This is a genomic window from Streptomyces sp. Tue6028, assembly GCF_002300165.1.
Taxonomy (GTDB): domain Bacteria; phylum Actinomycetota; class Actinomycetes; order Streptomycetales; family Streptomycetaceae; genus Streptomyces; species Streptomyces siamensis.
This window is the reverse complement of record NZ_MLCE01000036.1, coordinates 226,842-250,276: the sequence shown is the minus strand read 5'-3', so window position 1 is coordinate 250,276 and position 23,435 is coordinate 226,842. Positions and strand designations below refer to the sequence as shown.

Annotated in this window: 25 protein-coding genes; 10 read left to right on the top strand and 15 right to left on the bottom strand. The window is 71.6% G+C overall.

Features of this window, described 5'->3' with window-relative positions; translation table 11 throughout:
• Positions 1-118: 118 nt before the first annotated feature.
• On the top strand, positions 119-769 hold the full coding sequence (locus BKI49_RS33910) for a DUF4230 domain-containing protein (protein WP_095938133.1): 651 nt from the start codon (positions 119-121) through the stop codon (positions 767-769).
• 61 nt (positions 770-830) lie between these two features.
• On the opposite strand, the gene BKI49_RS33905 is transcribed toward BKI49_RS33910, so the two are convergent.
• The 7 genes from BKI49_RS33905 to BKI49_RS36225 form a co-directional block, all read right to left on the bottom strand.
• Positions 831-2,588, bottom strand: coding sequence for a complex I subunit 5 family protein (locus BKI49_RS33905; protein WP_095938132.1), 1,758 nt, complete (start codon positions 2,586-2,588; stop codon positions 831-833).
• On the bottom strand, positions 2,588-2,935 hold the full coding sequence (locus BKI49_RS33900; protein ID WP_095938131.1) for a sodium:proton antiporter: 348 nt from the start codon (positions 2,933-2,935) through the stop codon (positions 2,588-2,590). Before BKI49_RS33900 ends, BKI49_RS33905 begins: the two co-directional genes overlap by 1 nt.
• Entirely contained in the window at positions 2,935-3,675 is a 741-nt protein-coding gene (locus BKI49_RS33895) for an MnhB domain-containing protein (protein WP_095938130.1), read from the bottom strand. Before BKI49_RS33895 ends, BKI49_RS33900 begins: the two co-directional genes overlap by 1 nt.
• Positions 3,672-3,932, bottom strand: coding sequence for a Na(+)/H(+) antiporter subunit B (locus BKI49_RS33890; RefSeq protein ID WP_095938129.1), 261 nt, complete (start codon positions 3,930-3,932; stop codon positions 3,672-3,674). Before BKI49_RS33890 ends, BKI49_RS33895 begins: the two co-directional genes overlap by 4 nt.
• Complete coding sequence (locus BKI49_RS33885; protein ID WP_095938128.1) at positions 3,925-4,377, bottom strand: monovalent cation/H+ antiporter complex subunit F; 453 nt, start codon at positions 4,375-4,377, stop codon at positions 3,925-3,927. Before BKI49_RS33885 ends, BKI49_RS33890 begins: the two co-directional genes overlap by 8 nt.
• Positions 4,374-4,556 carry a hypothetical protein gene (locus tag BKI49_RS33880; RefSeq protein ID WP_095938127.1) on the bottom strand — a complete coding sequence of 61 codons (183 nt, stop codon included), beginning with the start codon at positions 4,554-4,556 and terminating at the stop codon, positions 4,374-4,376. Before BKI49_RS33880 ends, BKI49_RS33885 begins: the two co-directional genes overlap by 4 nt.
• Before the next feature lie 240 nt (positions 4,557-4,796).
• A complete protein-coding gene (locus BKI49_RS36225) occupies positions 4,797-5,249 on the bottom strand; it encodes a hypothetical protein (protein WP_306453586.1) in 453 nt (150 codons plus the stop codon).
• Between BKI49_RS36225 and BKI49_RS33870 the strand changes: the two genes are divergently transcribed.
• Both BKI49_RS33870 and BKI49_RS33865 read left to right on the top strand, forming a co-directional pair.
• The gene (locus BKI49_RS33870) at positions 5,200-5,652 is read left to right on the top strand and encodes a VanZ family protein (protein ID WP_028798656.1); all 453 of its coding nucleotides are present in this window, start codon (positions 5,200-5,202) and stop codon (positions 5,650-5,652) included. The two genes, BKI49_RS36225 and BKI49_RS33870, sit on opposite strands and share 50 nt — an antisense overlap.
• A 140-nt stretch (positions 5,653-5,792) precedes the next feature.
• Positions 5,793-7,052, top strand: coding sequence for an RICIN domain-containing protein (locus BKI49_RS33865; protein ID WP_095938124.1), 1,260 nt, complete (start codon positions 5,793-5,795; stop codon positions 7,050-7,052).
• A gap of 125 nt (positions 7,053-7,177) precedes the next feature.
• Here the strand turns inward: BKI49_RS33865 and BKI49_RS33860 are convergent, their stop codons facing one another.
• On the bottom strand, positions 7,178-8,614 hold the full coding sequence (locus BKI49_RS33860; RefSeq protein ID WP_095938123.1) for an MFS transporter: 1,437 nt from the start codon (positions 8,612-8,614) through the stop codon (positions 7,178-7,180).
• Positions 8,615-8,763: 149 nt separating this feature from the next.
• On the opposite strand from BKI49_RS33860, the gene BKI49_RS33855 reads away from it, so the two are divergent.
• On the top strand, positions 8,764-9,411 hold the full coding sequence (locus BKI49_RS33855; RefSeq protein ID WP_095938122.1) for a TetR/AcrR family transcriptional regulator: 648 nt from the start codon (positions 8,764-8,766) through the stop codon (positions 9,409-9,411).
• A 140-nt stretch (positions 9,412-9,551) separates the two neighbouring features.
• Here BKI49_RS33855 and BKI49_RS33850 read toward each other — a convergent pair whose 3' ends face one another.
• Entirely contained in the window at positions 9,552-10,514 is a 963-nt protein-coding gene (locus BKI49_RS33850; protein ID WP_095938121.1) for a hypothetical protein, read from the bottom strand.
• A 188-nt stretch (positions 10,515-10,702) separates the two neighbouring features.
• On the opposite strand from BKI49_RS33850, the gene BKI49_RS33845 reads away from it, so the two are divergent.
• Together BKI49_RS33845 and BKI49_RS33840 are read left to right on the top strand one after the other, a co-directional pair.
• Positions 10,703-10,999, top strand: a complete 297-nt coding sequence (locus BKI49_RS33845; protein ID WP_095938120.1) for a heavy-metal-associated domain-containing protein — start codon at positions 10,703-10,705, stop codon at positions 10,997-10,999.
• A gap of 91 nt (positions 11,000-11,090) precedes the next feature.
• The gene (locus BKI49_RS33840) at positions 11,091-13,355 is read left to right on the top strand and encodes a heavy metal translocating P-type ATPase (RefSeq protein WP_095938119.1); all 2,265 of its coding nucleotides are present in this window, start codon (positions 11,091-11,093) and stop codon (positions 13,353-13,355) included.
• 226 nt (positions 13,356-13,581) lie between these two features.
• Here BKI49_RS33840 and BKI49_RS33835 read toward each other — a convergent pair whose 3' ends face one another.
• The 4 genes from BKI49_RS33835 to BKI49_RS33820 all read right to left on the bottom strand — a co-directional run bounded on the left by BKI49_RS33835 (position 13,582) and on the right by BKI49_RS33820 (position 15,920).
• Entirely contained in the window at positions 13,582-13,959 is a 378-nt protein-coding gene (locus BKI49_RS33835; RefSeq protein WP_095938118.1) for a peptidase inhibitor family I36 protein, read from the bottom strand.
• On the bottom strand, positions 13,956-14,723 hold the full coding sequence (locus tag BKI49_RS33830) for a hypothetical protein (protein ID WP_257005060.1): 768 nt from the start codon (positions 14,721-14,723) through the stop codon (positions 13,956-13,958). The genes BKI49_RS33835 and BKI49_RS33830 overlap by 4 nt, the downstream gene beginning before the upstream one ends.
• A gap of 3 nt (positions 14,724-14,726) precedes the next feature.
• Positions 14,727-15,101: a hypothetical protein gene (locus BKI49_RS33825; protein WP_095938116.1), complete on the bottom strand. Its 375-nt coding sequence runs from the start codon at positions 15,099-15,101 to the stop codon at positions 14,727-14,729.
• Positions 15,102-15,680: 579 nt separating this feature from the next.
• Positions 15,681-15,920 (bottom strand): hypothetical protein, encoded by a 240-nt coding sequence (locus BKI49_RS33820; protein WP_095938115.1) that lies wholly within the window; start codon positions 15,918-15,920, stop codon positions 15,681-15,683.
• Positions 15,921-16,266: 346 nt separating this feature from the next.
• On the opposite strand from BKI49_RS33820, the gene BKI49_RS33815 reads away from it, so the two are divergent.
• From BKI49_RS33815 to BKI49_RS33805, 3 genes are all read left to right on the top strand, one after another.
• Positions 16,267-17,304: a PHP domain-containing protein gene (locus tag BKI49_RS33815; protein WP_095938114.1), complete on the top strand. Its 1,038-nt coding sequence runs from the start codon at positions 16,267-16,269 to the stop codon at positions 17,302-17,304.
• 233 nt (positions 17,305-17,537) lie between these two features.
• Entirely contained in the window at positions 17,538-18,350 is an 813-nt protein-coding gene (locus BKI49_RS33810) for an SAM-dependent methyltransferase (protein WP_095938113.1), read from the top strand.
• Between the two features lie 306 nt (positions 18,351-18,656).
• Complete coding sequence (locus BKI49_RS33805) at positions 18,657-19,616, top strand: SDR family NAD(P)-dependent oxidoreductase (protein ID WP_095938112.1); 960 nt, start codon at positions 18,657-18,659, stop codon at positions 19,614-19,616.
• 58 nt (positions 19,617-19,674) lie between these two features.
• Here BKI49_RS33805 and BKI49_RS33800 read toward each other — a convergent pair whose 3' ends face one another.
• The gene (locus tag BKI49_RS33800; protein ID WP_095938111.1) at positions 19,675-20,508 is read right to left on the bottom strand and encodes an alpha/beta fold hydrolase; all 834 of its coding nucleotides are present in this window, start codon (positions 20,506-20,508) and stop codon (positions 19,675-19,677) included.
• Positions 20,509-20,637: 129 nt separating this feature from the next.
• Positions 20,638-21,936 (bottom strand): ROK family transcriptional regulator, encoded by a 1,299-nt coding sequence (locus tag BKI49_RS33795; RefSeq protein WP_095938110.1) that lies wholly within the window; start codon positions 21,934-21,936, stop codon positions 20,638-20,640.
• 168 nt (positions 21,937-22,104) lie between these two features.
• Here BKI49_RS33795 and BKI49_RS33790 point away from each other — a divergent pair, with 168 nt between their 5' ends.
• Positions 22,105-23,421: an ABC transporter substrate-binding protein gene (locus tag BKI49_RS33790; RefSeq protein WP_095938109.1), complete on the top strand. Its 1,317-nt coding sequence runs from the start codon at positions 22,105-22,107 to the stop codon at positions 23,419-23,421.
• Positions 23,422-23,435: the final 14 nt, after the last annotated feature.

Sequence of the window (23,435 nt, the reverse complement as noted above, 5' to 3'; positions counted from 1 at the left end):
CGGACACCGTGCGTGCGCGGCGTACGGCGAACCCCGGCGGCGCCGGTGACCGGCCCGACAGGCGGGCCTGTCAGGGCAGTTGGGGGGTACCCGGGTCGTTGAAAGGAGGACCGTCGACATGACGACGTCCATCAAACGCATGCCCGGTTGGGCGAAGGTGGTCAGCGCCTTCGTGCTGGTGCTCGTGGTGCTGTTCGCCGGGGTGCGGCTGGCCCTTCTGCCGGGGCTGCACGACGTGTTCGGCACCGAGACCCACGACCGGTCGGGTCCCGCGCTGCTCAAGTCGATCCAGGACATCAGCCGCTACGACGCCGCGTCGGGCAACTTCCAGGTGGTCGTGGACCTGGAGAAGGACGCCAAGTACCTGCCCGACGCGATCCGCGGCACCCGCACGCTGTACGTGGGCGCCGGCACGGTCGACGCGTACGTCGACCTCGGCAAGCTCGGCGAGAAGGACGTGACGGTCGACAAGGACCGTACGTCGGCCACGCTCCGGCTTCCGCACGCGGCGCTGGGCAAGCCCGCGCTCGACCCCGACCACTCGTACGCCGTCTCCAAGCAGCGTGGCCTCCTCGACCGGCTCGGCGACGTCTTCTCGGACAACCCGAACGACGAGCGGGCGGTCCAGCGGCTCGCGGCCAAGCACATCGGCGAGGCCGCGAAGGACTCCCGCCTCACCGCGCGCGCCGAGGAGAACACCACCGGCATGCTCCAGGGCCTGCTGCGCTCCCTGGGCTTCCAGGAGGTGACGGTCACCTACGGCGCGTGAACCGGCCCTCCCGACGGCCGGCGACGCCGCGGTCCGATCCGACCTGGTCGGACGACACCCCCTAGGACAGGATGCCCGGCAGCGCCAGTGCGCCGAGCAGGGTCGCGCCCGCCAGCGTCCAGGCCACGTAGTCACCGATGTGGCCCGACTGCAGGCGCCGCAGCGGCTCGGTCCACGGCTGCTCGCCGAACGGCTCCGGACGGGACACGGCGAGCGCGGCCAGGCCCAGCGCCAGCACGGTCGAGAGCAGTCCGAGGAGCACACCGGCGGGTGTCCAGTGGGGCGAGGTGAACGCCCCGCCGGACCCCGCCTCGCTCACCGCGTGCCCCACCAGGCGCGCGACGCCCGGCACCGCGCCGACGGCGAGGGACCCGGCCAGCAGCAGAGCGGGAACCACGGTCATCGTGTCCGGTACCCGGCTCAGCCGGTGCCGGGTCTCCGGCTCCTCACGGATGCCGGTGGTCTCGTACGCGGACACGTCGCGCGGTTCGGGACCGGCTCCGAGGAACACATGCGCGGCGACCCGCAGCACGGCGCCCGCGGTCACGGCCGACACGACGACGAACACCACGGACAGCGGGCCGCCGACCGCCTCTTCCGTGACCGCCTTGCCCAGCCCGGTGCCGAAGGGCGGCAGTCCGGCGAGGCCGAGCGCGCCGAGGACGAACAGCACGGCGACCCCGCGCAACGACCGGGCACGGCCGTACAGCGCGTGCTCGTCGACGCTGCCGTACCGGTCGAGCAGGATGCCCGTGCAGGCGAAGAGGGCGGCCTTCACGCCGGCGTGTCCCAGGATGTACAGCGCGGTCCCGTCGTCGGCCTCGGGGGTGAGCGAACCGATGCCGATCACGAAGAGCCCCATGTGGGCGACGGTCGAGTAGGCCAGCAGTCGTTTGATGTGCCGCTGGTACCAGCACATGACGGCGCCGACCAGCCCCGTGAGCACGCCGAGGACGACCAGCGCGCGTTCCACGTCGGCCGCCGGGATCCCGCCGGGTCCGTCGAACACCGTGCCGTACACCCGCCACACGCCGTACGCGCCCATTTCCACCAGCACCCCGGACAGCAGCATGCACACGGGCGTGGGTGCCACGGCGTGCGCGTCCGGCAGCCAGAAGTGGAACGGCACGGCCGCGGCCTTGACCAGCAGTCCGGTCAGGACGAGCACGAAGGCGGCCAGGGTGAGGGCGTCCGGCCCTCCGTGCGCGTCGAGCCCCCTGCCGATCTTGACCATGGCCAGCTCGCCCGTGCGCGCGTAGAGCAGGGCGATGCCGAGCAGCATGGCGTACGCGCCCAGGGAGTTGACCACCCCGAAGGTCAGCGCGCCCTGCACGGCCTTCGCCTCCTCGACGCGATGTCCGGTGAGCGCGTAGGCCACGACGCTCATCAGCTCGAAGAAGACGAACGCGTCGAAGAGGTCTCCCGCGACGGCGAAGCCGCACATACCGGTCTGGAACAGCAGCATCAGCGCGGGGAAGGATCCCGCGTGGCGGCGCGGCGGTTCGTCGAAGTAGCGCCAGGAGTACACCAGTGCCGCCAGGGTCAGCAGGGAGGCGAGCGCGGCCATGCCCAGCCCCGGTCCGTCCCCGACGAGGACGATGCCGACGCTCTCGCCGTCCTTCGGTGCCCAGCCGCCCACCCATTCGACCAGCGGGGGCGAGGAGTTGAGCAGCAGGACGATCGCGAGGGCCGCCGTGCCCGCGGAGACGACGCAGCCCACCGGTTCGGCGACGGCGCGCGGCAGCCGGCGGCCGCCCGCGACCAGCAGGGCGGCTCCGAGCAGCGGTGCCGCGACGAGCAGGGGAAGCAGGTGGTTCATCAGCCGCGCAGCTCCGACAGCTCGTCGGGGTCGACGGTGCCGTGGCGTTTGGAGACCTGGATGACGAGGGCCAGCAGCAGCGCGGTGACGGTCGCACCGACGACGACGTCGGTCAGGGCGAGGGCCTGCACCACCGGGTCGACGACGGGGCGCGACCCGGGTTCGACGTCGGAGAAGACGGGCGCGGTGCCGCCGTCGCGATAGCCGACGGCGAGCAGCAGGACGTACGTGGCGGACTGGCAGACGGCGAGGCAGCCCACGGCGTGGATGAGGTTCCGGCTGGTGACGATCCCGTAGCAGCCGGTCAGGAAGATCCACACGGCGACGAGGTACGGCAGTACGGACATCACGAACCGCTCTCCTTCTCGATCTCCACGGCCTGGTCCAGGAAGCGGGCGAGCAGCACGACGACCGCGCAGGCGACCTCCATGCCGATGGCCGCGTTCAGGAGGGGGACGGTCCCGCCGGACGCCAGGGTGTTGAACGTGCCGTACGGCAGGAGGGTGTTGGCGAGGAACGCCGTCCCGCCGAGCAGCCCCGCGAAGCCCGTGACGAGGTAGCCGGAGGCGGCGAGCGCGTCGCCGACCTCGTAGAGACCGATCGGGCGGACGTTCTCCAGGGCGCGGTAGTCGGCCCCGAGGTACAGCAGATGCAGCGCGGTCGCGGCCACCACCCCGCCCTGGAAGCCGCCGCCGGGACTGAGTTGTCCGTGCGCGACGACGTACAGGCCGGTGAGCAGCGCGACGGGCAGCACGATCAGGGCGTACCGCCGTACGGGGAGGGACACCGCGGCGGGTTCCGGTGCGGCGCGCCGCTCGTCGCGGGTCTGGCGCAGCAGGACGACCGTGCCGATCACGCTGGCGAACAGGATGCCCAGTTCGCCGAGGGTGTCGAAGGCGCGCTGGTCGAAGTTGACGGACGCGATGGTGTTGGCGGTCTGCCGGGCCAGCGACTCGTGGACCACCCGGTCGCCGTAGGGGTGCGTGGCGCCGCCGAAGGGCGGCAGCGCCGGGCAGGCGGCGACGAGGAGCGCCGCCAGACCCGCGCCGCCGACGGCCAGGACCCACCGCCGTACGCGTCGCGTCACCGTGTCCTCCCCTTGCCGCGCTCACGCCGTCGGACCTTGCGCACCGACAGCATCAGCAGCAGCGGTGTCAGCGCGGAACCCACGGCGAGCTGTGAGAGACCCACGTCGGGCGCCTGGAGCACGGTGAACAGGACGGCGAGGGCCGTACCGAGCACCGCGAGGACGAGGGCCTGGCGCTCGGGATCGCGCACGGCGACGGCCGCGGTGGCGCAGGCGGCGACCAGCAGCAGAGCCACCACGATCAGCGGGTCATCCATGACGGCTCCCGGAGAATCCGCCGGCCAGGGCTCGGGAGGCGACGAGGTTCCCGGCGACCAGCAGGGCGCCGGTCACCAGGAGCTTCACCATCGCCCTGCCGGGGCCGGCGACCGCGCACAGGACGATCACGACGGTGGCCCCGAACACCGCGACCGCGTACGTCGCCGCCCGGGCGCCGGGCGGATCCCCTTCCAGGTCCTCGGCGAGCAGCCGGGCGAACACGAGGGTGCCGACGGGGCCGAGAAGGGCGAGGACCAGGGCGAGATCCACGTACGACGGCCTGCCGTACCCCTGGGCGAGGAGGAGAAGGACGGGGCAGGCCAGCGACGTGGACAGGTTCTGTGCCACGACCCGGCGGCCGAGCGGGCCCGTGGCGACACCCCACACCGTGGCTCCGCCGCCCAGGGCGAGCACGGCCGTCGCCGTGGCCGTCCAGCCGTTCACCGGCCGCCCACCGCCCGGCGCGCTCCCCGGGCCGCGACCGCGCAGACGAGGGCCGCGGCCGCTCCCACGACCAGTTCGAGGGTGTCCACCGTGCCGATGAGGACCAGCCACAGCAGGAAGAGCACGGCCCACCAGGCCACGACTTCGAGCGCGCCACGAAGCGCCGTACACGGCGTCACAGCTCACCTCCGCACTCCCTCGATCGCCTTTTTGGGTGGACATGTCCGCTGCGACATCCAAGCATCGCGACCCCTCCGAGCGGCGGTGGCGCGCGAAGGGCCGACGCCCGAAGTGCCCCGGGAACGCGGAAGGAAACCGGTCTCGTGCGGGTCGGCGCACCGACGCGCTCTCAGGGCCCGACCGTCCGCACAACGCTCCCCGCGACCCGGCATCGTCGCCGGGATCGTGGGTAACCGCGATTACCCAGAGGGCAGTTGAAAACGGGAGGATCGCATGGTCCGTGCGGCATTTCTGACCAGTGCCGTCAGGTCCGGCAGGCGAGCGGCGGCGTCGGCGTCCGGCACCGCACGCGGGAAGACGACGGCGAAATCGGACGGGAAGACGTCGGCGAAGTCCGGCAGGGAGAAGTCGGCGAAGTCCGGCGGAGGGAAGACGGCGAAGTCCGGCGGGGGAAGGGCGGCGTCCAAGACCGGGCGCGGGAAGGCGTCCAGGACCGGAGACGCCAAGTCCGGCCGGACATCGAGGTCCGCCCGGTCCGGAGAGAAGGCCAATTCCTGGATGTGGGGGCGCAAGTCCGCGCCCAAGAAACCGAGTTCGGCATCAGGTGGCCGCACACCGGCGCCGGCGCGGGACGCGAAGGTACTGCCCCTGCCCGTGCGCCTGCTGGTCATGCTGCTGGCGTTCGCGGCCATGGTGGCCTTCGCCGCCGTGCTCGCCCGGCTGACCCTGGAGCCCTCCCCGGCCTCGGAGGCGCTGGTCCACAGCAACCTCCACCCGGGCCGCTCCCTGCACGCCTACCTCTCCCAGCCGGAGTTCCGCGACGCCGTGAAGCAGGTCGGCGGAAACCTGCTGCTCGGAGTGCCGTTCGGCATCCTGATGCCGACGCTGGCGCCGAAGACGCGGGGATTCCTGCGCGTACTGGTGCTCACCGCGCTCGTCATGCTCCTGGTCGAACTGGCCCAGGGAGCGTTCGTCACGGGACGCGCCTTCGACATCGACGACGTCATCCTCAACACCTCGGGCGCGCTGGTGGGTTACCTGCTGCTCGGGCGCCGGCTCGGACGGGCGGTGCACCCCAAGCGCCGTCGCGCCTGAGAAACCGACCCCCCGACTATTGGTCCGGACCAGAGTCTTGACACGTCCTTACCTCACTTCTTAAATCAAGAGGCGAAGCATGCACCCCCCACCCCAGTCGGCCCACCCGTCACGCGGGTCGCCGTACGGAAGGGAGAGTCATGGACTCCCCGCGCCTGCTCCGCAGATGTCTCCTCGCCGCCCTGTCGGGCGTGCTCGTCGCGTCCGCCGCCGTCGGCGCCTCCGCGGCGGCGGACCCCACCGCCGCCCCGGCGGCGGCCGCTGCGGCGGTGACGTTCCAGGACACCTTCGACGGCCCCGCCGGTTCGGCCGTCGACTCCTCCAAGTGGCAGATCGAGACCGGCGACAACGTCAACAACCACGAGCGGCAGTACTACACGTCCGGGAACAAGAACGCGGCACTGGACGGCCAGGGCCATCTGGTGATCACCGCCCGCAAGGAGAACCCGAGCAACTACCAGTGCTGGTACGGCACTTGTCAGTACACCTCGGCACGTCTCAACACCTCCGGGAAGTTCACCACGACGTACGGCCACGTCGAGGCCCGGATGAAGATCCCGCGCGGGCAGGGCATGTGGCCCGCGTTCTGGATGCTCGGCAACGACATCGGACAGGCGGGCTGGCCCGCCTCCGGCGAGATCGACGTCATGGAGAACGTCGGCTTCGAACCGTCGACCGTGCACGGCACCATCCACGGTCCCGGCTACTCCGGTTCCGGCGGCATCGGCGCGGGCTACTCCCTGCCGAACGGCCAGGCCTTCGCGGACGCCTTCCACACGTTCGCCGTCGACTGGGCGCCGGACTCGATCACCTGGTCGGTCGACGGCACGGTCTACCAGCGCCGGACCCCCGCCGACCTGGGCGGCCGGACCTGGGTGTTCGACAAGCCGTTCTTCCTGATCCTCAATCTGGCCGTCGGCGGCTACTGGCCCGGCGATCCGGACGGCTCCACCGCCTTCCCGCAGCAACTCGTCGTGGACGAAGTGAAGGTGACCACCAGCGACAGTTCGGGCGGCGGCACCGGCGCTCCGATCAGGGGCCTCGCGGGCAAGTGCGTGGACGTCGCCGGGGCGAACTCCGCCAACGGCACCGCCGTCCAGCTCTACGACTGCAATGGCACCGCCGCCCAGAAGTGGACGGTCTCCTCGGACGGCACCCTGCGCGCACTGGGCAAGTGCCTGGACGCCACCGGCAACGGCACCGCGGACGGGACGACGGTCCAGCTGTGGGACTGCACCGGCGGCCCCAACCAGAAGTGGACCGTCACCGGGGCTCACGACATCGTGAACCCGCAGGCCGACAAGTGCCTGGACGTCAAGGACAACAACTCCGCCAACGGGACCCGGCTGCAGATCTGGACGTGTTCCGGCGCAGCCAACCAGAAGTGGACGGTGGGCTGACGGCCCGCCCGGGTCTCCTTGCCTGTGCAGGGTGCGGCTTCTGGTGCCGGTCACGGCACCAGAAGCCGCCGTGCTCACGCCGGGCCCTTCTCGACTGCTCGCCGCCGGTCGGCGGCCGTCCCTGATCAGTGCACGTGCGGGCCGGTCGGCCGAGGCCTGCCGCGCGGGACGAGGCCCAGGGCCACGACGGCGCCGGCACCGGCCGCCACGGCGCACACCGTGAACGCGTCGCCGAAACCGCCCACCGAGCCACGCTCGAAGCCGGAGACGGCGACGGTGGAGACGACGGCGACGCCGATGGAACCACCCACCTCGTGGAAGGTGTTGACCACGCCGGAGGCGAGCCCCGCCTCCTGGTGCTCCACCATGGCCAGTGCGGTCGTCGTGGCGGTGACGAAGACCGCACCGAGGCCGAGAGCGGCGACGACGAAGCCCGGCAGCAGCCCGGCGTAGACGCTGCCGGTCTCCGAGAGCCGAGTCAGCGGGACGGTTCCGGCGGCCGCGACGGCCATGCCGGCAGCGGCCGTCGGGCGGCTGCCGATCCGGCCGACGAGCCGGGACCCGAGGTGCGCGCCGACACCGGTCGCCACGGCGACCGGCAGGAACACCAGGCCGGTCTCCAACGGGCTGAAGCCGCGGAGGTGCTGGAGGTAGACGGAGCCGAGGAAGAAATACGCGATCAGCAGTGCGGTGGCGACGAGCATCAGGAACGCGCCCGCGAGCACCGGCCGCCGGGTGAACATCCGCAGGTCCATCAGCGGTGCCCGGCCGGCCCGTTCGACCGCCGCGAAGGCCGCGTACGCGACCACCGCACCGGCCAGCGGCAGCACGGTCGAGGCGTCCGCCCAGCCGCTGTCCCCCGCTTCGACGAGGCCGTAGATCAGTGCGGCGGTGCCCGCGGTGACGAGCAGTGCGCCGGGTATGTCGAGCCGTGCGGGCTGCGGGGTGCGGGCCGGGACGAAGGTGGGGAGCGCGACCAGCAGGAGCAGCCCGACCGGCACATTGATGAAGAACACCCATGGCCAGCCGGGCCCGTCGGTCAGGGCTCCGCCGAGAAGCACGCCGGCCGCGGAGCCGATGCCGCCGATGGCCGCCCAGACGCCGAGGGCCTTGTTGCGTTCGGTGCCGTGGAAGGTGGTGGTGACGAGGGAGAGCGCGGCCGGGGACAGCAGGGCCGCCCCGACGCCCTGGCCGATCCGGCCGCCGAGCAGTGCCGTGGCGTTCTGCGCCAGACCGGTGAGCAGTGAGGCCGCGGTGAACAGGGCGAGTCCGGCGAGCAGGGTACGGCGGGCACCGAGGGCGTCGGCGAGCCGGCCGCCGAGCAGCATCAGCCCGCCGAAGCAGAGGGTGTAGGCGGTCACCACCCAGGTCAGCGTCGACCGGCCGAGATCGAGGTCGGCAGCGATGTCGGGCAGAGCGACGTTCACGACGGTGACGTCGAGGACCAGCATGAACTGCGCGAGACAGATGAGTGCGAGGGCTGCCCAGCGACGAGGGTCGGCGGCGGGCAGGGGGCGGTCATGTCGGTCCGTCTGCGGCGTACCGGCTGCCGAATGGGTCATGAGAGGTCCTTCGGGCGTGAGTCGGAGGTCGGATCCGGCACCGCGGTCAGCGGGAGAAGGAGGCGCCGGTACGCGGGCCGCGAGCCAAATGAACTGTACCGTTCAGTTCATGTGAACTCAACGGTTCAGTTGACTGCTAGGGTCGGCGCATGAGCGTGGACAGCGTCAAACAGCCCCCCAGCGGCCGTCGCGCGGAGATGAAACGGCAGGCCATCGTCCGAGCCGCTCGCTCGTTGTTCCTGCGGGACGGGTTCGGCGTGGGGATGGACGCCATCGCCGCCGAGGCGGGCGTGTCGAAAGTGACCGTCTACAACCACTTCGGCAGCAAGGAAGCCCTGTTCACCGAGGTCATCACGGACGCGCTCGACGAGCCGCTCGCCGGGGAATCGGCGGCCGCACTGGAAGGCCTGCCGGAGGCCGAGGATCTGAGGAGCGCCCTCGTCGACGCGGCCCGGACCTGGGTCCACGCCGTACGCACGAACGACGAGGTCACCGCCTTGCGCAACCTCGTCGCCGCGGAGGTCCACCGTTTCCCCGAGCTGGGTGAGGCCTGGCGGCACCGCGGCGCGGAGAGCCACCATCCCGCTGTCGCGGGTGCGCTTCAGGGCCTGGCCGAGCAGGGCCGGCTGGAGATCTCCGACCTCCAGGTGGCGATCATCCAGTTCTACGGCCTGCTGGTCTTCCCCCACATGGTCTTCAGCTCCTACGGCACGCACATCGACGAACACCTGACGGACCGTCTCATCAGCGACGGGGTCGCCATGTTCCTGGAGCACTACAGCCCGGCAGGCACCTGAGGGCGGGCACAGAAAAGGTGGGGCACCCCCGGTGCCCCACCCCTCGGTTTTACAGCTGACACGTCGGCCGCCCGCGAGGAGCGGCTCGCACATCAGGGTCCCCCCGGTCGGCCGCGCGGCGGTCCGGAGAGGCGTACGCCTCAGTGCGCATGCCCGGCCTCCCGCTCGGCGGGCTCGCCGTGCGAGGTCTCGGACTCGTCCGTCGCGCCGCCCACGTGCACGGTGAAGGCCGCCGTGCGCACCTTGCCGTCGTGCCGGAAGTCCAGGAACAGGCGGTACGCGCCGGCACTGGGCGCCGTAGCGGTGAAGGAGACCTCCGGACCGGGCCGGGTCCTGCCGTCGCCGGGCTCGCCGTTGGGGTGGACGTGCAGGTAGGCGAGGTCACCGGAGCGCAGGGCGACCAGGTGACCGTAGGAACCCAGGTACGGCTGAAGGTCGCTGACCGGCTTGCCGTCCTTCGCCACCTTCAGCGTCAACTCCCCGGCCCTGCCGGGGACCAGGCTGCCGTCGAGCGTCACCTCGTAACCGTCGACCTCGGCGGTGGCGCTGCGTCGCGGCAGCCCGGCCGGCTCGTACGTTCCGGATGCCGCGAGATCCGCGCCGAGCGTGAGCGCCTCGCCGCCTTCGGGCTTGAAGTCGGCGAAGACGCGGTAGTCGCCGGCTTCGGGCAGTTCCACGGGGGTGGACCAGGTGCCGTCGGCGGCCCGGGTGGGATGCAGGTGGCGGTAGACGGTGAGGTCGCGTGAGGCAAGGATCAGGTGAAGCTCCTTGCCGTGTTCGCGCTGGTACGCGGTGACGTTTCGGCCGGTTCCGACCCGCACGACGGCGAAGCGCAGAGCCGCCTTCTCGCCGGCTTCGACACGCGGGGTCCTCAGGTCGAGCGTGTAGCCGTTCTTCGAGACCTCCAGGCCCCCCGGGCCCGTCGCCGCAGGGCCGCCACCGTGCTCCTCGTGCCCGGTTCCCGCGGCACCCTCATGACCGTCGTGTGCGCTGCCCTTCGGCTCGGGCGAGATCGCGTCGACCGCACCGCCCACGCCGTAGGCGGTGCCGAACGTCGCGGCGAGAGCGGCGGCGAAGACGGCGATCCGCAGTCCGGTGTTCATGGCTCACTCCTCGTTCTCGGGCCGCTCATGACGGGCGACCAACCCACTTCAACATACCCCCAGGGGGTATGAAGTCAAGCGCGATGACCGCTTGCTCTGGATAGGGGTGGGGGGTATACATGGAGCCGTTGCTCATACCCCCACGGGGTATACGTTGGATGCACGTCCACCCCTCCTGGAGAACTCATATGTCGAACTGCTGCACCCCTGACGGAAGTTGCCACACCGACGCGCAGGTCACGACCACCTCCGACGCGCAGGTCACGACCACCTACCAGGTCGTCGGCATCGGCAGCGCGCACTGCCAGGGCGTTGTCACCGACGCCGTCGGCGGCTTGGACGAAGTCACCGCGGTCGACGTCGAGATCGGCACCGGCCTGGTCACCGTGACGACGGTCGCGGCGCCCGACGAGGCGCTCGACGCCCTGATCGCCAAGACCGTCGACGAGGCCGGCTACGACTTCGCCGGACGCGTGGCCGCCTGACCACGAACCGGGAGGGGGCTCCCGACATCGTGGCCCCCTCCCTGTCCCCTCCCCCGCACTGTCGAGGGTTCGTACGTTCCGAGGAGCAGACATGACCACCACCACGCCCGGTGCCGCCGCGGTCGAATTGGCCATCGGCGGCATGACCTGCGCCTCGTGCGCCGCCCGCATCGAGAAGAAGCTCAACCGTATGGACGGGGTCGAGGCCACCGTCAACTACGCCACCGAGAAGGCGAAAGTCACCTACCGCGAGGACGTCACCGTCGGCGCCCTGATCGCGACGGTGGAGGCCACCGGTTACACCGCTCGCGAGCCCGAGCCCGTACACACCGCATCGGAAGCGGGCGGCGGCCCCGTGCACGACGAGGCCGACGAGTTGCTTCCGCTGCGCCGGCGCTTGACGGCCGCCGTGGTCCTGGCCGTACCCGTGATCGCGACGGCCATGATCCCGGCGCTGCAGTTCGAGTACTGGCAGTGGCTCTCGCTGACGCTGGCGGCGCCCGTCGTGACGTATGCCGCCTGGCCCTTCCACAAGGCGGCCTGGACCAACGCCAGGCACGGCGCCGCCACCATGGACACGTTGATATCGGTCGGTACGTCAGCGGCATTCCTGTGGTCGGTGTGGGCGCTGTTCTTCGGTACGGCCGGCACGCCCGGCATGACGCACCCCTTCGAGCTCACCATCGCCCGCACCGACGGTGCCGGGAACATCTACCTGGAGGCCGCGGCCGGTGTCACGGCCTTCATCCTGGCCGGCCGGTATTTCGAGGCACGCTCCAGGCGCAAGGCCGGCGCGGCACTGAAAGCCCTGCTGGAGCTGGGTGCAAAGGAAGTCACAGTGCTGCGTGACGGCGGGGAGGTAATCGTCCCTGTCGGCGATCTGAAGGTCGGTGACCGGTTCCTCGTCCGGCCCGGCGAGAAGATCGCCACGGACGGTGTGGTGGTCGAGGGAGCGTCCGCCGTCGACGCCTCCATGCTGACGGGCGAGTCGGTCCCGGTCGAGGTCGGCACGGGGGACGCCGTCACCGGCGCCACACTCAACGCCGGGGGGCGCCTGGTCGTGGAGGCCACCCGGATCGGCGCCGACACTCAGCTCTCCCGGATGGCGAAGCTGGTCGAGGACGCGCAGAACGGCAAGGCCGCGGCCCAGCGGCTCGCGGACAGGATCTCCGCGGTGTTCGTCCCTGTCGTGATCGCCCTGGCACTCGGCACCCTGGGCTTCTGGCTCGGCAACGGCGCGGGCCTGACCGCCGCCTTCACCGCCGCGGTCGCGGTACTGATCATCGCCTGCCCGTGCGCCTTGGGGCTCGCCACGCCGACCGCCCTCATGGTCGGCACCGGACGCGGCGCGCAGCTCGGCATCCTCATCAAGGGGCCCGAGGTCCTGGAGACCACGCGCAAGGTCGACACCATCGTCCTCGACAAGACCGGCACCGTGACCACCGGCAGGATGACGCTTCTCGCCGTGCACACCACCGACGGCACGGACGAGACGGAGGTCCTGCGTCTGGCGGGTGCCCTGGAGCATTCCTCGGAGCACCCTGTCGCCCAGGCCGTCGCCTCCGGCGCCGTCGCCCGGGCGGGCTCGCTCCCCGCTCCCGAGGACTTCGCGAATGTCGCCGGGCTCGGCGTCCAGGGCATCGTCGAGGGCCACGCCGTCCTCGTCGGCCGGGAGAAGCTGCTGGACGAGTGGGTCATCTCCCTGCCCGAGGAATTGCGGCGTGCCAAGGCCGCAGCCGAGGAAGCCGGCCGTACCGCCGTCGCGGTCGCCTGGGACGGCGAGGCCCGCGCGGTCCTCGAGGTCGCCGACGCCGTCAAGGAGACCAGCCCGGAGGCCGTCGAGCGTCTGCGCGCCCTCGGCCTGACACCGATGCTGCTGACCGGCGACAACAAGGCGGTGGCCGCGGCGGTCGCGGCCGAGGTGGGCATCGCGCCCGAGCATGTGATGGCCGAGGTCATGCCGCAGGACAAGGTCGATGTGGTCAAGCGCCTGCAGAGCGAGGGCCGTTCGGTCGCCATGGTCGGCGACGGCGTCAACGACGCCGCCGCTCTGGCGCGGGCCGACCTGGGTCTGGCGATGGGCACCGGCACGGACGCCGCGATCGAGGCCGGCGACCTGACGCTCGTGCGGGGCGACCTGCGGATCGCGGCGGACGCCATTCGTCTCTCCCGCAAGACGCTGGGCACCATCAGGTCCAACCTCTTCTGGGCCTTCGCGTACAACGTCGCCGCCCTGCCGCTCGCGGCGGCCGGACTGCTCAACCCGATGATCGCGGGAGCGGCCATGGCGTTCTCCTCGGTCTTCGTGGTCGGCAACAGCCTGCGCCTGCGCGGCTTCCAGCCCGCCGACCGCTGAGGCAGCGGCCAGGAGGGGACGCGGCGAACGGGCCCGGGCGGAAGTCACCGAGGCAGCCCGGACCGTCGCCCGGCTCGTGAGGGCCTGACGACGAGTTCCGGACCCGGGGCGGTCGAACCGCCCGGGCCCGGATCTCTCCATGCCGGATCCGTACTCCCCCTTGTTCCACCGCCCGCCCGCGGCCCCCACCGCGGGCGGACGGAGCCGGGTGGACCGGGTCAGCCGGTCAGCAGCTCATGGCCCAGGTGTGGGAGTCTCCGCGGTCGTTGGCGACGCCGTTGTAGCCGACCTCCTCGCCGGGGGTGAGGCAGATCGTCATGTCACCGCCCTGATAGGCGTCCTCGTAGACCTTGACGTGGTCCTTGACCCCCGGAGCCGAGATGCCGTGATTGGCCCAGGAGGAGTCGGTGTCGGCGATCCAGCTCTCCCACCAGCCGTCGTCCCCCGACCAGTTGGCACGCTGGCCGGCGAAGTCGGCGTTCTCCCAGGCGCAGAACTCGCCGCTCGGGCAGTCCGCCGCGCCGGCGGGTGCGGCGAGGGCCAGTCCGCTTCCGAGGGCGAGGACGACCGCGGCGGCGTTCGTGGCGAGGCGCTTCGTGATCACGAGGTGGTACTGCCTTTCTGTCGGTGCACCGGGACGGTCCGCGCGGCGTACAGGGCCGCCGCGCGCTGCAGTGCGCGGGAGCGCAGCCGCTGATAGGTGGTCAGCTGATCGCGCCGGTCGGCGCGGACCCGGTTCAGCAGGGCCGGTTCCAGGCGGGCCCTGAGCCGGGCGAGGCCGCTCGCACGGGCACAGCGCACGGAGACGGCGGGGTCGGGCCGCTCGGGCCGGGGCCCGTCGGACGGGGTGACGCAGCGGGTCCAACGGGACCGCGCCGCGTGGTAGTCGGGGTCGCGGTCCATGCGCTGCTGGGCCTCGGCACGGAGGTTGTTGACGACGACGCGGCTACGGAACCAGAGCGACTGGTCGCCGTACAGCTCGCGCTGCGCGGCGGCCAGGCATCCGTCGGTGTGACCGGTCACGGTGTATCCGGTGGCGAGGGTGACGGACAGCTCGGACCGGCCGGCGCCGAACAGGGCCGCCTGGAGCCGGTGGTCCCGCTCGGACGAGCCGTCGCGGCCGGACAGGGCTTGACGCAGGGTCAGACCCCGGCCGGCCAGGCAGCGTTCGACGAGCACCTGCTGGGCGGTGTCGATGAGGTCGTCCTTGCCGCGCTCGGTGGTCGGCAGCGACAGCGCCCCGCGTGGGTCATCGCCGGGTGCGGTCGTCGCGTCCGTGGCGCACCCCGTCAGCGTCAGCGCCCCCAGCAACGCGAGGAGCACCGGCGTCGCCGGCTTCATGGTCTGTTGTGGGCTGGGCCGGCTCACGCTTCAGCCGACCTCGCAACCCATCGTCGTGTCGGCCACGCCGTCGAGCCGGGCTCCCCAGGGCCAGTTGTCGGCCAGGTCGCGAGCACGGATCAGCCGGTAGTGGCAGGTGTCGCGGCCCCAGTCGATGGCGTACACGGCGGTGTCCGCGGTGGAGCGGAAGGACGCGGCCCTGTCGTGCAGGAACTCGGGCACGTCCGTATAGCCCGGTGGTGTGTAGCACCAGGAACTGCCGTGCTGTCCGGCCGCGGTCCAGAAGCAAACGTCGCCTGCGCGGCGGGCCTCGGAGGCGGTCGCGGACGGGGCCGCGAGGAGCGCGGAGGCCGCCAGGACGGTGCCGGCGAGGGCTGCGGCGGGCACGGCGAAGCCACGGAACATGACGACTCCCGGTGGGATGAGGGGGCGCCGGGGTCGTGGTGATCACCCGGCGAGGTCAACGTGCCCTCGCGGGATCGGGCCCATGCGCGGTTCCCACCGAATAATGATCTTTGGTGAAGTGTGGGGTCATTCGCGCTCTCCCCGGCTCGCAACGGCGCGAAACCCGCAGGTGCGCGCGCTCCCCACCGCCCTGTGGCCCGTCACGCGCCCCCGACTCCCGGCCTGGGGCGTCGCCCTGCAGGCGCGTGCCGTCTCACGGCCGGGCGGCACCCTCGTCTCACGGCCGGGCGGCACCCTCGTCTCACGGCCGGGCGGCACCCTCGTCTCACGACCGGGTGTGCCTGTCCGCTCGCCGCTTCTCGGTTCCCCATGCGCGCAGCCGGGTGCCGGGGGCTGAGCGCGGGCGGCCCAGGGGGGTTCGTTCGGATCAGGCCGGATCAGGCCGCGGCGTCCGGTGCGGTGCATCACATGGCGGAGGATCATCCACGTACTGGGCGTACTCGGGTGGTCCGACAACGCGGCGAGGTGCCGTGCCGAGCGCCGCGGACCCGGGCTGATCCCGACGAAATCCCCTAGAAACTAGGTGCGCGGCGTCCAGGTGAGCTTGTCTCCGCCCACCCAGCGGACCACCTCGGGGTCGTCGAGATCGTGGACGGTGATGCCGTAGGCCGCTGCGGTCTCCAGGACGTCGGTGATCGCCTTCGCCGAGCCGACGACCTCGCCGTCGATCTCCATGATCCGGAACGGCGGCGTTCCGGGCTGGACTCCGAGCACCATGATCCGCGGGTGGGAAATGTAGGGGCTCGCGATTTCGGTCATGAATAGAGCGTAGAGCGGTTCCGGCGGATCAGCGGCCGAGCGCCGCGGGCATCCGCGTCCGGACCGCTCTCCCACGCGGGCACGGTGCGGCTCCGCGCGTTTCGCCCGGCAGGGTGAGCGGCGGGGCGATCAGCCGGGGCGCCCACGGCGTACGGACACCACGGCCGGCCGCACGCCCCGCCGTGCGGGGTCACGACGGCTGGGCAACGCTGGAGGAACCGCCCCGGGGCGCGGATCAGGACCAGGTGCGGACAAGGACCGGGGCGCGGATCAGGACCAGGTGCGGACAAGGACCGGGGCGCGGATCAGGGCCGATCCGGTGCGATCAGGAGCGAAGGAGGCGCCGATGGACCCCTTGGAGGCTCTGGACCGCATCGCGTTCCTGCTGGAGCGTTCTCAGGCGCCCACCTATCGTGTCCGGGCCTTCCGCACCGCCGAGGCGGTACTCGCCGGACTCCCTCCAGGGGGCGTGGCGGAGCGCGCGGCGGCCGGGACGCTGGAGTCGCTCAAGGGCGTCGGCCCGAAGACCGCGCAGGTCGTGCGCGAGGCGCTCGCCGGTGAGGTACCCGCCTACCTGGAACGTCTGGAGGGCGAGACCGAGGAGCCGCTCGTCCGGGGCGGCGAGGCACTGCGGGCACTGCTGCGCGGCGACTGTCATCTGCACTCCGACTGGTCGGACGGCGGCAGTCCGATCCGGGACATGGGCCGGACGGCGGCCCGGCTCGGCCACGAGTGGGCGGTCCTCACGGACCACTCCCCGCGGCTGACCGTGGCCCGCGGACTCTCCCCGGAGCGGCTGCGCGAGCAGCTGGACGTGGTGGCGGAGCTGAACGAGCGGTGGGCGCCCTTCCGGCTGCTCACCGGCATCGAGTGCGACATCCTCGACGACGGATCGCTCGACCAGGAGCCGGAGTTGCTGGACCGGCTGGACGTCGTGGTCGTGTCGGTGCACTCCAAACTGCGCATGGACGCGCGCTCGATGACCCGGCGGATGGTGGCCGCCGTGCGCGATCCGCTGTCGGACGTGCTCGGGCACTGCACGGGCCGTCTCGTCAGCGGGCGCGGCCGGCCCGAGTCGGAGTTCGACGCGGACGCGGTGTTCGCGGCCTGCGCCGAATCGGGCACGGCCGTGGAGATCAACAGCCGTCCCGAGCGGCTCGACCCGCCCCGCCGGCTGCTGCGCCGGGCGGTCGACGCGGGGGTGCTGTTCTCCCTGGACACCGATGCGCACGCGCCCGGCCAGCTGGACTGGCAGGGGTACGGCTGTGCGCGGGCCGAGGAGTGCGGGGTGCCCGCCGAGCGTGTGGTGACCACCTGGACCGTCGAGGAACTGCTGGCCTGGACCGGGGACCGGGTGACACCGGAGCGTACGAGCCGCGTCTGACGTGTCCTCCGGCGGCACCAGCGCCGGGCGTGGAGCCCGGCGGGGCACGGACCACGTCGAACGCGAGTACGTGCCGCATGCGCCGATTCCCGGGACGTCGTGATCACCGGGCGGCACAATGGCGGCGACGGTCCGGTGCCGCCCGCGGCGGCCGGTCGGCGGCGACGGTCCCGTGCCGCCCACGGCGGCCGTACGCGCCCGGGAGGGACCGGGGCGCGCAGGGAGGAGAACGCGTGAGTGACAGCCAGAGCCCATCCGGCGGGTCCCCGCGACTGAACACCGGCGTGGCGCACAACGCCCGCGTCTGGAACTACTGGATCGGCGGCAAGGACCACTACGAGGTCGACCAGGCGGTGGGCGACCAGGTGGCGTCCATGTTCCCGGTGATCCGTGACGTGGCCCGGGCGGACCGGGCCTTCCTCGGCCGCGCCGTCACCCACCTGACGGCCGAGCGCGGGGTGCGGCAGTTCCTGGACATCGGCACCGGGCTGCCCACGCTGGACAACACCCACGAGATCGCGCAGCGGATCGCGCCGGAGGCGCGGATCGTCTACGTGGACAACGACCCGATCGTGCTGGTGCACGCCCGCTCGCTGCTGACGAGCACACCGGAGGGGAGCACCGACTACATCGACGCGGACGTGCACCGCCCGGACACCATCGTCCAGGGGGCCGCCGCGACCCTCGACCTCACCCGGCCCGTCGCCGTGATGATGCTCGGCATCCTCAACTTCGTCCTCGACACGGAACAGGCGCGGGAGATCGTCCGCACGGTCATGACCGCGGTCCCGTCCGGCAGTTGCCTGGTCCTGACGCACCCCACCACCGACGGCGACCTGGGCGGCGAGGGCAACGTCGAGGCGATGAAGTTCTGGAACGAGAACGCCACCCCGCCGATCACCGCGCGCAGCCGTGCGGAGATCGCTGCGTTCTTCGACGGCCTGGACCTGGTCACGCCGGGACTCGTCTCGTGCTCGCGATGGCATGCCGACGGGGACTCCGCCGCGGTCGTCCCCCAGTTCGGCGCGGTCGCGGTGAAACCGTGACAGGCCGGGCGCGGCGCCCGTGACGTAGATCACCGCGGCTGGATTCGACCCCGGGGAACACTCGCGGGTAGTTTCCCGTTGAACGACTCGTGGGTGCGGATGGGACAGTGTCCCCGGGCCTCACCACATGCCCACAGGGACGATCGTTCGGCTGAAGCCCTGTGGAGCCTTTCGCCGAGAGGCGACCGCCATCCGGGCCCCCACATACGGCCCCGACCGAGATTCCCCCGTCCGGTCGGGGCCTTTCCCTTGCCCGGGCGGGCCGCGCTTGACTTCGAGTTCACTTCAATTCGTAGCGTGCGGAGCATGAGCACTGCACAGCACAAGATCGGTTCTGGTTTCGGTGCCCGGAGCACCGCCGACGACGTCCTGAACGGGATCGACCTCTCCGGAAAGCTCGCGATCGTCACCGGCGGCTACTCGGGCCTCGGGCTGGAGACGACCCGCGCCCTCACCAAGGCGGGCGCCCGGGTCGTCGTCCCGGCCCGCCGCCCGGACACGGCGCGCGAGGCGCTGGACGGCATCGACGCGGTCGAGGTGGAGGAGCTCGACCTCGGCGACCTGGAGAGCGTCCGCGCCTTCGCGGAGCGGTTCCTCGCCTCGGACCGCACCGTCGACCTCATGATCAACAACGCCGGGATCATGGCCTGCCCCGAGACGCGGGTGGGACCGGGCTGGGAGGCCCAGTTCGCGACCAATCACCTCGGGCACTACGCACTGGTGAACCGGCTCTGGCCGGCGATCGCACCGGGCGGGGCGCGCGTGGTGTCGGTGTCGTCCGCGGGTCACCACTTCTCCGGCATCCGCTGGGACGACGTGCACTGGGCGAACGGCTACGACAAGTGGGAGGCCTACGGCCAGGCGAAGACCGCGAACGTGCTGTTCGCCGTGCACCTGGACCGGCTCGGCCAGGAGTCCGGTGTGCGGGCCTTCGCCCTGCACCCCGGCGGCATCCTCACACCGCTCCAGCGCCACCTCCCGCGCGAGGAGATGGTCGAGCGCGGCTGGATCGACGAGAACGGCACCCCGCTGAACCCCGAGGGCTTCAAGACGCCCGAGCAGGGCGCGGCCACCCAGGTGTGGGCCGCGACCTCGCCGCAGCTGACCGGCATGGGCGGGGTGTACTGCGAGGACTGCGACATCGCCGACCCCGCGCCGGCGGACGGCACCCGGGTCGGCGTGTGCGCCCACGCGATCGACCCCGAGCAGGCCGCGCGACTGTGGGAGCTGTCGGCGGAGCTGACCGGGGTGAACGCGTTCGCCTGATCTCCGTACGGCCGCAGCGCCGCGGCCCGCCGGTCGGCGGGCCGCGCGCCCCGGAGGCTCAGCGGCTTTCCGCGAACTCCCTGAGGTCCGCGGTCAGTCGGTCGCGGTGTGTGGCGAACAGCCCGTGGCCCGCTTTCTCGTAGACCTTGAAGGTGCTGTCGGGCGCGAGTTCCGCCGCACGGCGGCCGGTCAGCTCGATGGGGGCCGACGCGTCGTGGGTGCCGTGGACGACGAGGACGGGCAGATCGAGCTTGGCGATCTCGGGCGCCACGTTCAGGGTGACGACGAGGTCGCCCAGCGCCGCCCCGGCGCGGGCCGTCGCCCCGTGGCAGCGGTCGACCATCGACTGCACATAGGCCTCGGAGAGTTCGTTGCCGGGCAGGTCGAGGGCGAAGAACGCGCGGGCGCCGTCCGCGAAGAAGGCGGCCCGGTCGCGGCGGAACTCCGCGTTGCCGGCCTCGACGAGCGCCGGATCGACTCCCGCCGGATGGTCGGCGGAGCGTGCGGGACCCGGCGTCATGCCCGCCACGAGTGCCACCCGGGCCACCCGCCCCGTGCCGTGCCGGGTCAGGCAGCGCACGACCTCGGCGGTGCCCAGGGAGTGCCCGACCAACGTCACCTGCCGCAGGTCGAGACGGCGCAGCAGCCCGTCCACGTCGTCGGCGAGGCTGTCCAGGTCGAAGCCGCCCCACACGTCGTCGGAGCGGCCGTGCCCGCGCCGGTCGAACCCGACGCACCGGAACCCGGCCTCGGCCAGCGGCAGCATCTGGTACTCCCACATCTCGGTGCCGAAGTAGGAGCTGTTGACGAAGACGATCACCCGTCCGGAGGCGGGACCGTAGTCGACGAAGTGCAGCCGGGTGCCATCGACGGGGCTCTCGAAGTACGGCATGGGAGTCCTCCCGGAATCCAGGGGCGTGACGGGCGGTGCGCTGTGCCCTTCATGGTTCCGGGAGTGCGCGGGCGGGTCGATTACCTCAGGGGTCATGGCCTTCGGAGCGCGGGGTTCCGTCGCCGGCGATCACTGCGGGGCGCGTTCCTCCAGGGCGGTGCGCCACGCGGGCGACGGGCCCTGCCGGACGGGCTCGGCACGCCGTCCGCCCCGTGCGAAGAAGTCGGCGAGGGGCAGGATCGCGGCACCGACCGTGACGGCGTCCGGGCCGAGTTTGCCGAGGTCGATGGTGACGCGCTCGGCGGGGTAGCGCAGGGAGTACGAGGCCGCGTACCGGCGGACGGCGGGCAGGAAGCGGGAACCGAGCTGGAGACCGGCCCAGCCGCCGATGAGGATCCGCTCGGGCTGGAAGAGGTTGATCAGGTCCGAGAGACCCGCGCCGAGATACTCGGCGGTCTCCTCCAGGACGGCGAGGGCGACGGGGTCGGGCGTGCTGTCCTCGGCGTCCTCGGGGGGATAGGCCGCGGCGAGCATCGCGGTGAGCGCGGTCTCCTCGTCGGTGTCCTCCGGGGGACGGCCGCCCTCCTCGCGCCAGCGGTCCAGGAGTGCCTCCGCGCCCGCGTACGCCTCCAGACAGCCGAGGGCTCCGCAGCGGCAGCGGCGTCCCCTCACCCGTACGGTCAGATGACCCCATTCGACGGACCGCCCGTTGTCCACCTCTTCCGTGGCGAGGCAGGCGCCGACACCGGAGCCGAAGAGGACGACGACCGCGTTGCGGGCGCCGCGCCCGGCGCCGAACCACATCTCCGCCTGGCCGAGGGTCCTGGCTCCGTTGTCCGCGAAGTACGGGACGGTGTCGGGGAGTTCACAGGTGGCGCGGAGCAGGGATTCGAGCGGGACGGCGTCCCAGCCGATCGTCTGGCCGTGCACCACGGCTCCGCGGTCCGGGGTCCGGGCGACGATGCCGGGGACGCCGATACCGACGCCGAGGAGCTGCTCCGGCGCGATGTCGGTCGCGGCGAGCACCTCGGCGATACCGTCGCGGATATGGCCGACGATGACCTCGACGTCGTAGCCCTGGCGCTCCAACGGTCTTTCGGTGCGCGCGAGTTCGGTGAGGGTGAGGTCGAAGAGCTCGACGCGGACGCGGGTCTCGCCGACGTCGACGCCGATCATGTGGCCGCTGCCGGGCGCGACGCGCAGCAGGGTCCTGGGGCGGCCGCCGTCGGAGTCGACGCTGCCGGCCTCCTCGACCAGTCCGTCGGCGACGAGTTCGGCGACCACGTTGCTGATGGAACCGGAACTCAGTCCGGTGACCGGACCCAGTTCGTAGCGGCTCATCGGCCCGTCGAAATACAACCGTTGTAGTACGGCGGTGCGATTGCCCCGCCGCAGGTCACGCACTGTGCGCCCGTTCCGCCCCGCCATGAGATTCCCTTCCGGCCTGCCCGACCTGCAAGATACCCCTGCGCGATCCCTTGACGCGACTTTCTTCCGGGTCTTAACTCACGTCCTAAATTAAGCCATGAGAGGCGTTCGAGAAGTGAACACGGGCGCCCCTCGTGCCATCCCTCCGGGAAAGGGACACAAGCAGCCATGCGCAGAATCCGAGCCGCGGCCGCCGGTGCGGTCACCATCTCCCTGCTGACCGCCGCGACCGCCTGTGGCGGCGGCTCGTCGACGAGCGGCGGGTCCAACGACTCCCCCAAGACGCTCACCTACTGGGCCTCCAACCAGGGCGCCAGCATCGCGATCGACAAGAAGGTGCTCCAGCCCGAGCTCGACAAGTTCCAGAAGCAGACCGGGATCAAGGTGAAACTGGAGGTCGTCCCCTGGTCCGACCTGCTCAACCGCATCCTCACCGCGACCACCTCCGGTCAGGGCCCGGACGTCCTGAACATAGGCAACACCTGGAGCGCCTCCCTCCAGGCCACCGGAGCCCTGCTGCCGTGGGACGCGAAGAACTTCGGCAAGATCGGCGGCAAGGACCGCTTCGTCGACTCGGCCCTCGGCTCGACGGGTGCCCAGGGCAAGGACCCGGCCGCGGTGCCGCTGTACTCGATGGCGTACGCCCTCTACTACAACAAGAAGATGTTCGCCGACGCGGGCATCGCCAAGCCGCCGACCACCTGGGACGAGCTGATCGCCGACGGCAAGAAGCTCTCCAAGGGCGGCAAGTGGGGGCTGGGCGCCGAGGGCTCCAACCCGTCCGAGAACATCCACCACGCCTTCGTCTTCGCCAAGCAGCACGGTGCCGACTTCTTCACCGCGGACGGCAAGGCCGACTTCACCTCCGACGGCGTGGTCGCGGCGGTCAAGCAGTACGTCGACCTGATGGCGAGGGACAAGATCATCGCCCCGGGCAACGCCGAGTACGCGCAGAACCAGTCCGTGGCCGACTTCGCCACGGGCAAGAACGCGATGCTGCTGTGGCAGTCCGCCTCCGCCAACCTCAAGTCGCAGGGCATGAGCGAGGACTCGTACGGCATCGCCCCGGTGCCCGTGCAGTCCGGCACCCCCGGCACCGGCGCGAACGTCAACTCGATGGTCGCCGGCATCAACCTGGCCGTCTTCAAGAACACCGACAACCTCGACGGCGCCACGAAGTTCGTGAAGTTCATGACCAGCGACGCCGAGCAGAAGATCCTCAACACGGCGTACAGCTCCATCCCGCCGGTCAAGGCCGCGCAGTCCGACGCCACGTTCAACACCCCGTCGAACGCGGTCCTGAAGGACACCCTGGCGCAGAGTGCCGCCGCGCTGCCGCAGGTCGCCGACGAGTCCCAGTTCGAGACCGCCGTCGGCACGGCGATCAAGGAGCTGTTCGCCGACGCGGCCGCCGGCCGTCCGGTGACCGAGGCCTCGGTGAAGGCCAAGCTCGACAAGGCCCAGCAGCAGATGCCGAAGAAGTGAGTGCGAGCACCCAC

Bases quoted from the DNA above. Each gene is read 5' to 3' on its own strand.
- BKI49_RS33845 (WP_095938120.1), top strand. From the start codon at position 10,703: ATGTCGAACTGCTGCACCCCTGACGGAAGTTGCCACACCGACGCGCAG.
- BKI49_RS33855 (WP_095938122.1), top strand. From the start codon at position 8,764: ATGAGCGTGGACAGCGTCAAACAGCCCCCCAGCGGCCGTCGCGCGGAG.
- BKI49_RS33795 (WP_095938110.1), bottom strand. From the start codon at position 21,936: ATGGCGGGGCGGAACGGGCGCACAGTGCGTGACCTGCGGCGGGGCAAT.
- BKI49_RS33910 (WP_095938133.1), top strand. From the start codon at position 119: ATGACGACGTCCATCAAACGCATGCCCGGTTGGGCGAAGGTGGTCAGC.
- BKI49_RS33820 (WP_095938115.1), bottom strand. From the start codon at position 15,920: ATGACCGAAATCGCGAGCCCCTACATTTCCCACCCGCGGATCATGGTG.
- BKI49_RS33890 (WP_095938129.1), bottom strand. From the start codon at position 3,932: ATGGATGACCCGCTGATCGTGGTGGCTCTGCTGCTGGTCGCCGCCTGC.
- BKI49_RS33800 (WP_095938111.1), bottom strand. From the start codon at position 20,508: ATGCCGTACTTCGAGAGCCCCGTCGATGGCACCCGGCTGCACTTCGTC.
- BKI49_RS36225 (WP_306453586.1), bottom strand. From the start codon at position 5,249: ATGGCCGCGAACGCCAGCAGCATGACCAGCAGGCGCACGGGCAGGGGC.
- BKI49_RS33790 (WP_095938109.1), top strand. From the start codon at position 22,105: ATGCGCAGAATCCGAGCCGCGGCCGCCGGTGCGGTCACCATCTCCCTG.
- BKI49_RS33805 (WP_095938112.1), top strand. From the start codon at position 18,657: ATGAGCACTGCACAGCACAAGATCGGTTCTGGTTTCGGTGCCCGGAGC.
- BKI49_RS33905 (WP_095938132.1), bottom strand. From the start codon at position 2,588: ATGAACCACCTGCTTCCCCTGCTCGTCGCGGCACCGCTGCTCGGAGCC.
- BKI49_RS33860 (WP_095938123.1), bottom strand. From the start codon at position 8,614: ATGACCCATTCGGCAGCCGGTACGCCGCAGACGGACCGACATGACCGC.
- BKI49_RS33850 (WP_095938121.1), bottom strand. From the start codon at position 10,514: ATGAACACCGGACTGCGGATCGCCGTCTTCGCCGCCGCTCTCGCCGCG.
- BKI49_RS33815 (WP_095938114.1), top strand. From the start codon at position 16,267: ATGGACCCCTTGGAGGCTCTGGACCGCATCGCGTTCCTGCTGGAGCGT.
- BKI49_RS33865 (WP_095938124.1), top strand. From the start codon at position 5,793: ATGGACTCCCCGCGCCTGCTCCGCAGATGTCTCCTCGCCGCCCTGTCG.
- BKI49_RS33900 (WP_095938131.1), bottom strand. From the start codon at position 2,935: ATGTCCGTACTGCCGTACCTCGTCGCCGTGTGGATCTTCCTGACCGGC.
- BKI49_RS33825 (WP_095938116.1), bottom strand. From the start codon at position 15,101: ATGTTCCGTGGCTTCGCCGTGCCCGCCGCAGCCCTCGCCGGCACCGTC.
- BKI49_RS33840 (WP_095938119.1), top strand. From the start codon at position 11,091: ATGACCACCACCACGCCCGGTGCCGCCGCGGTCGAATTGGCCATCGGC.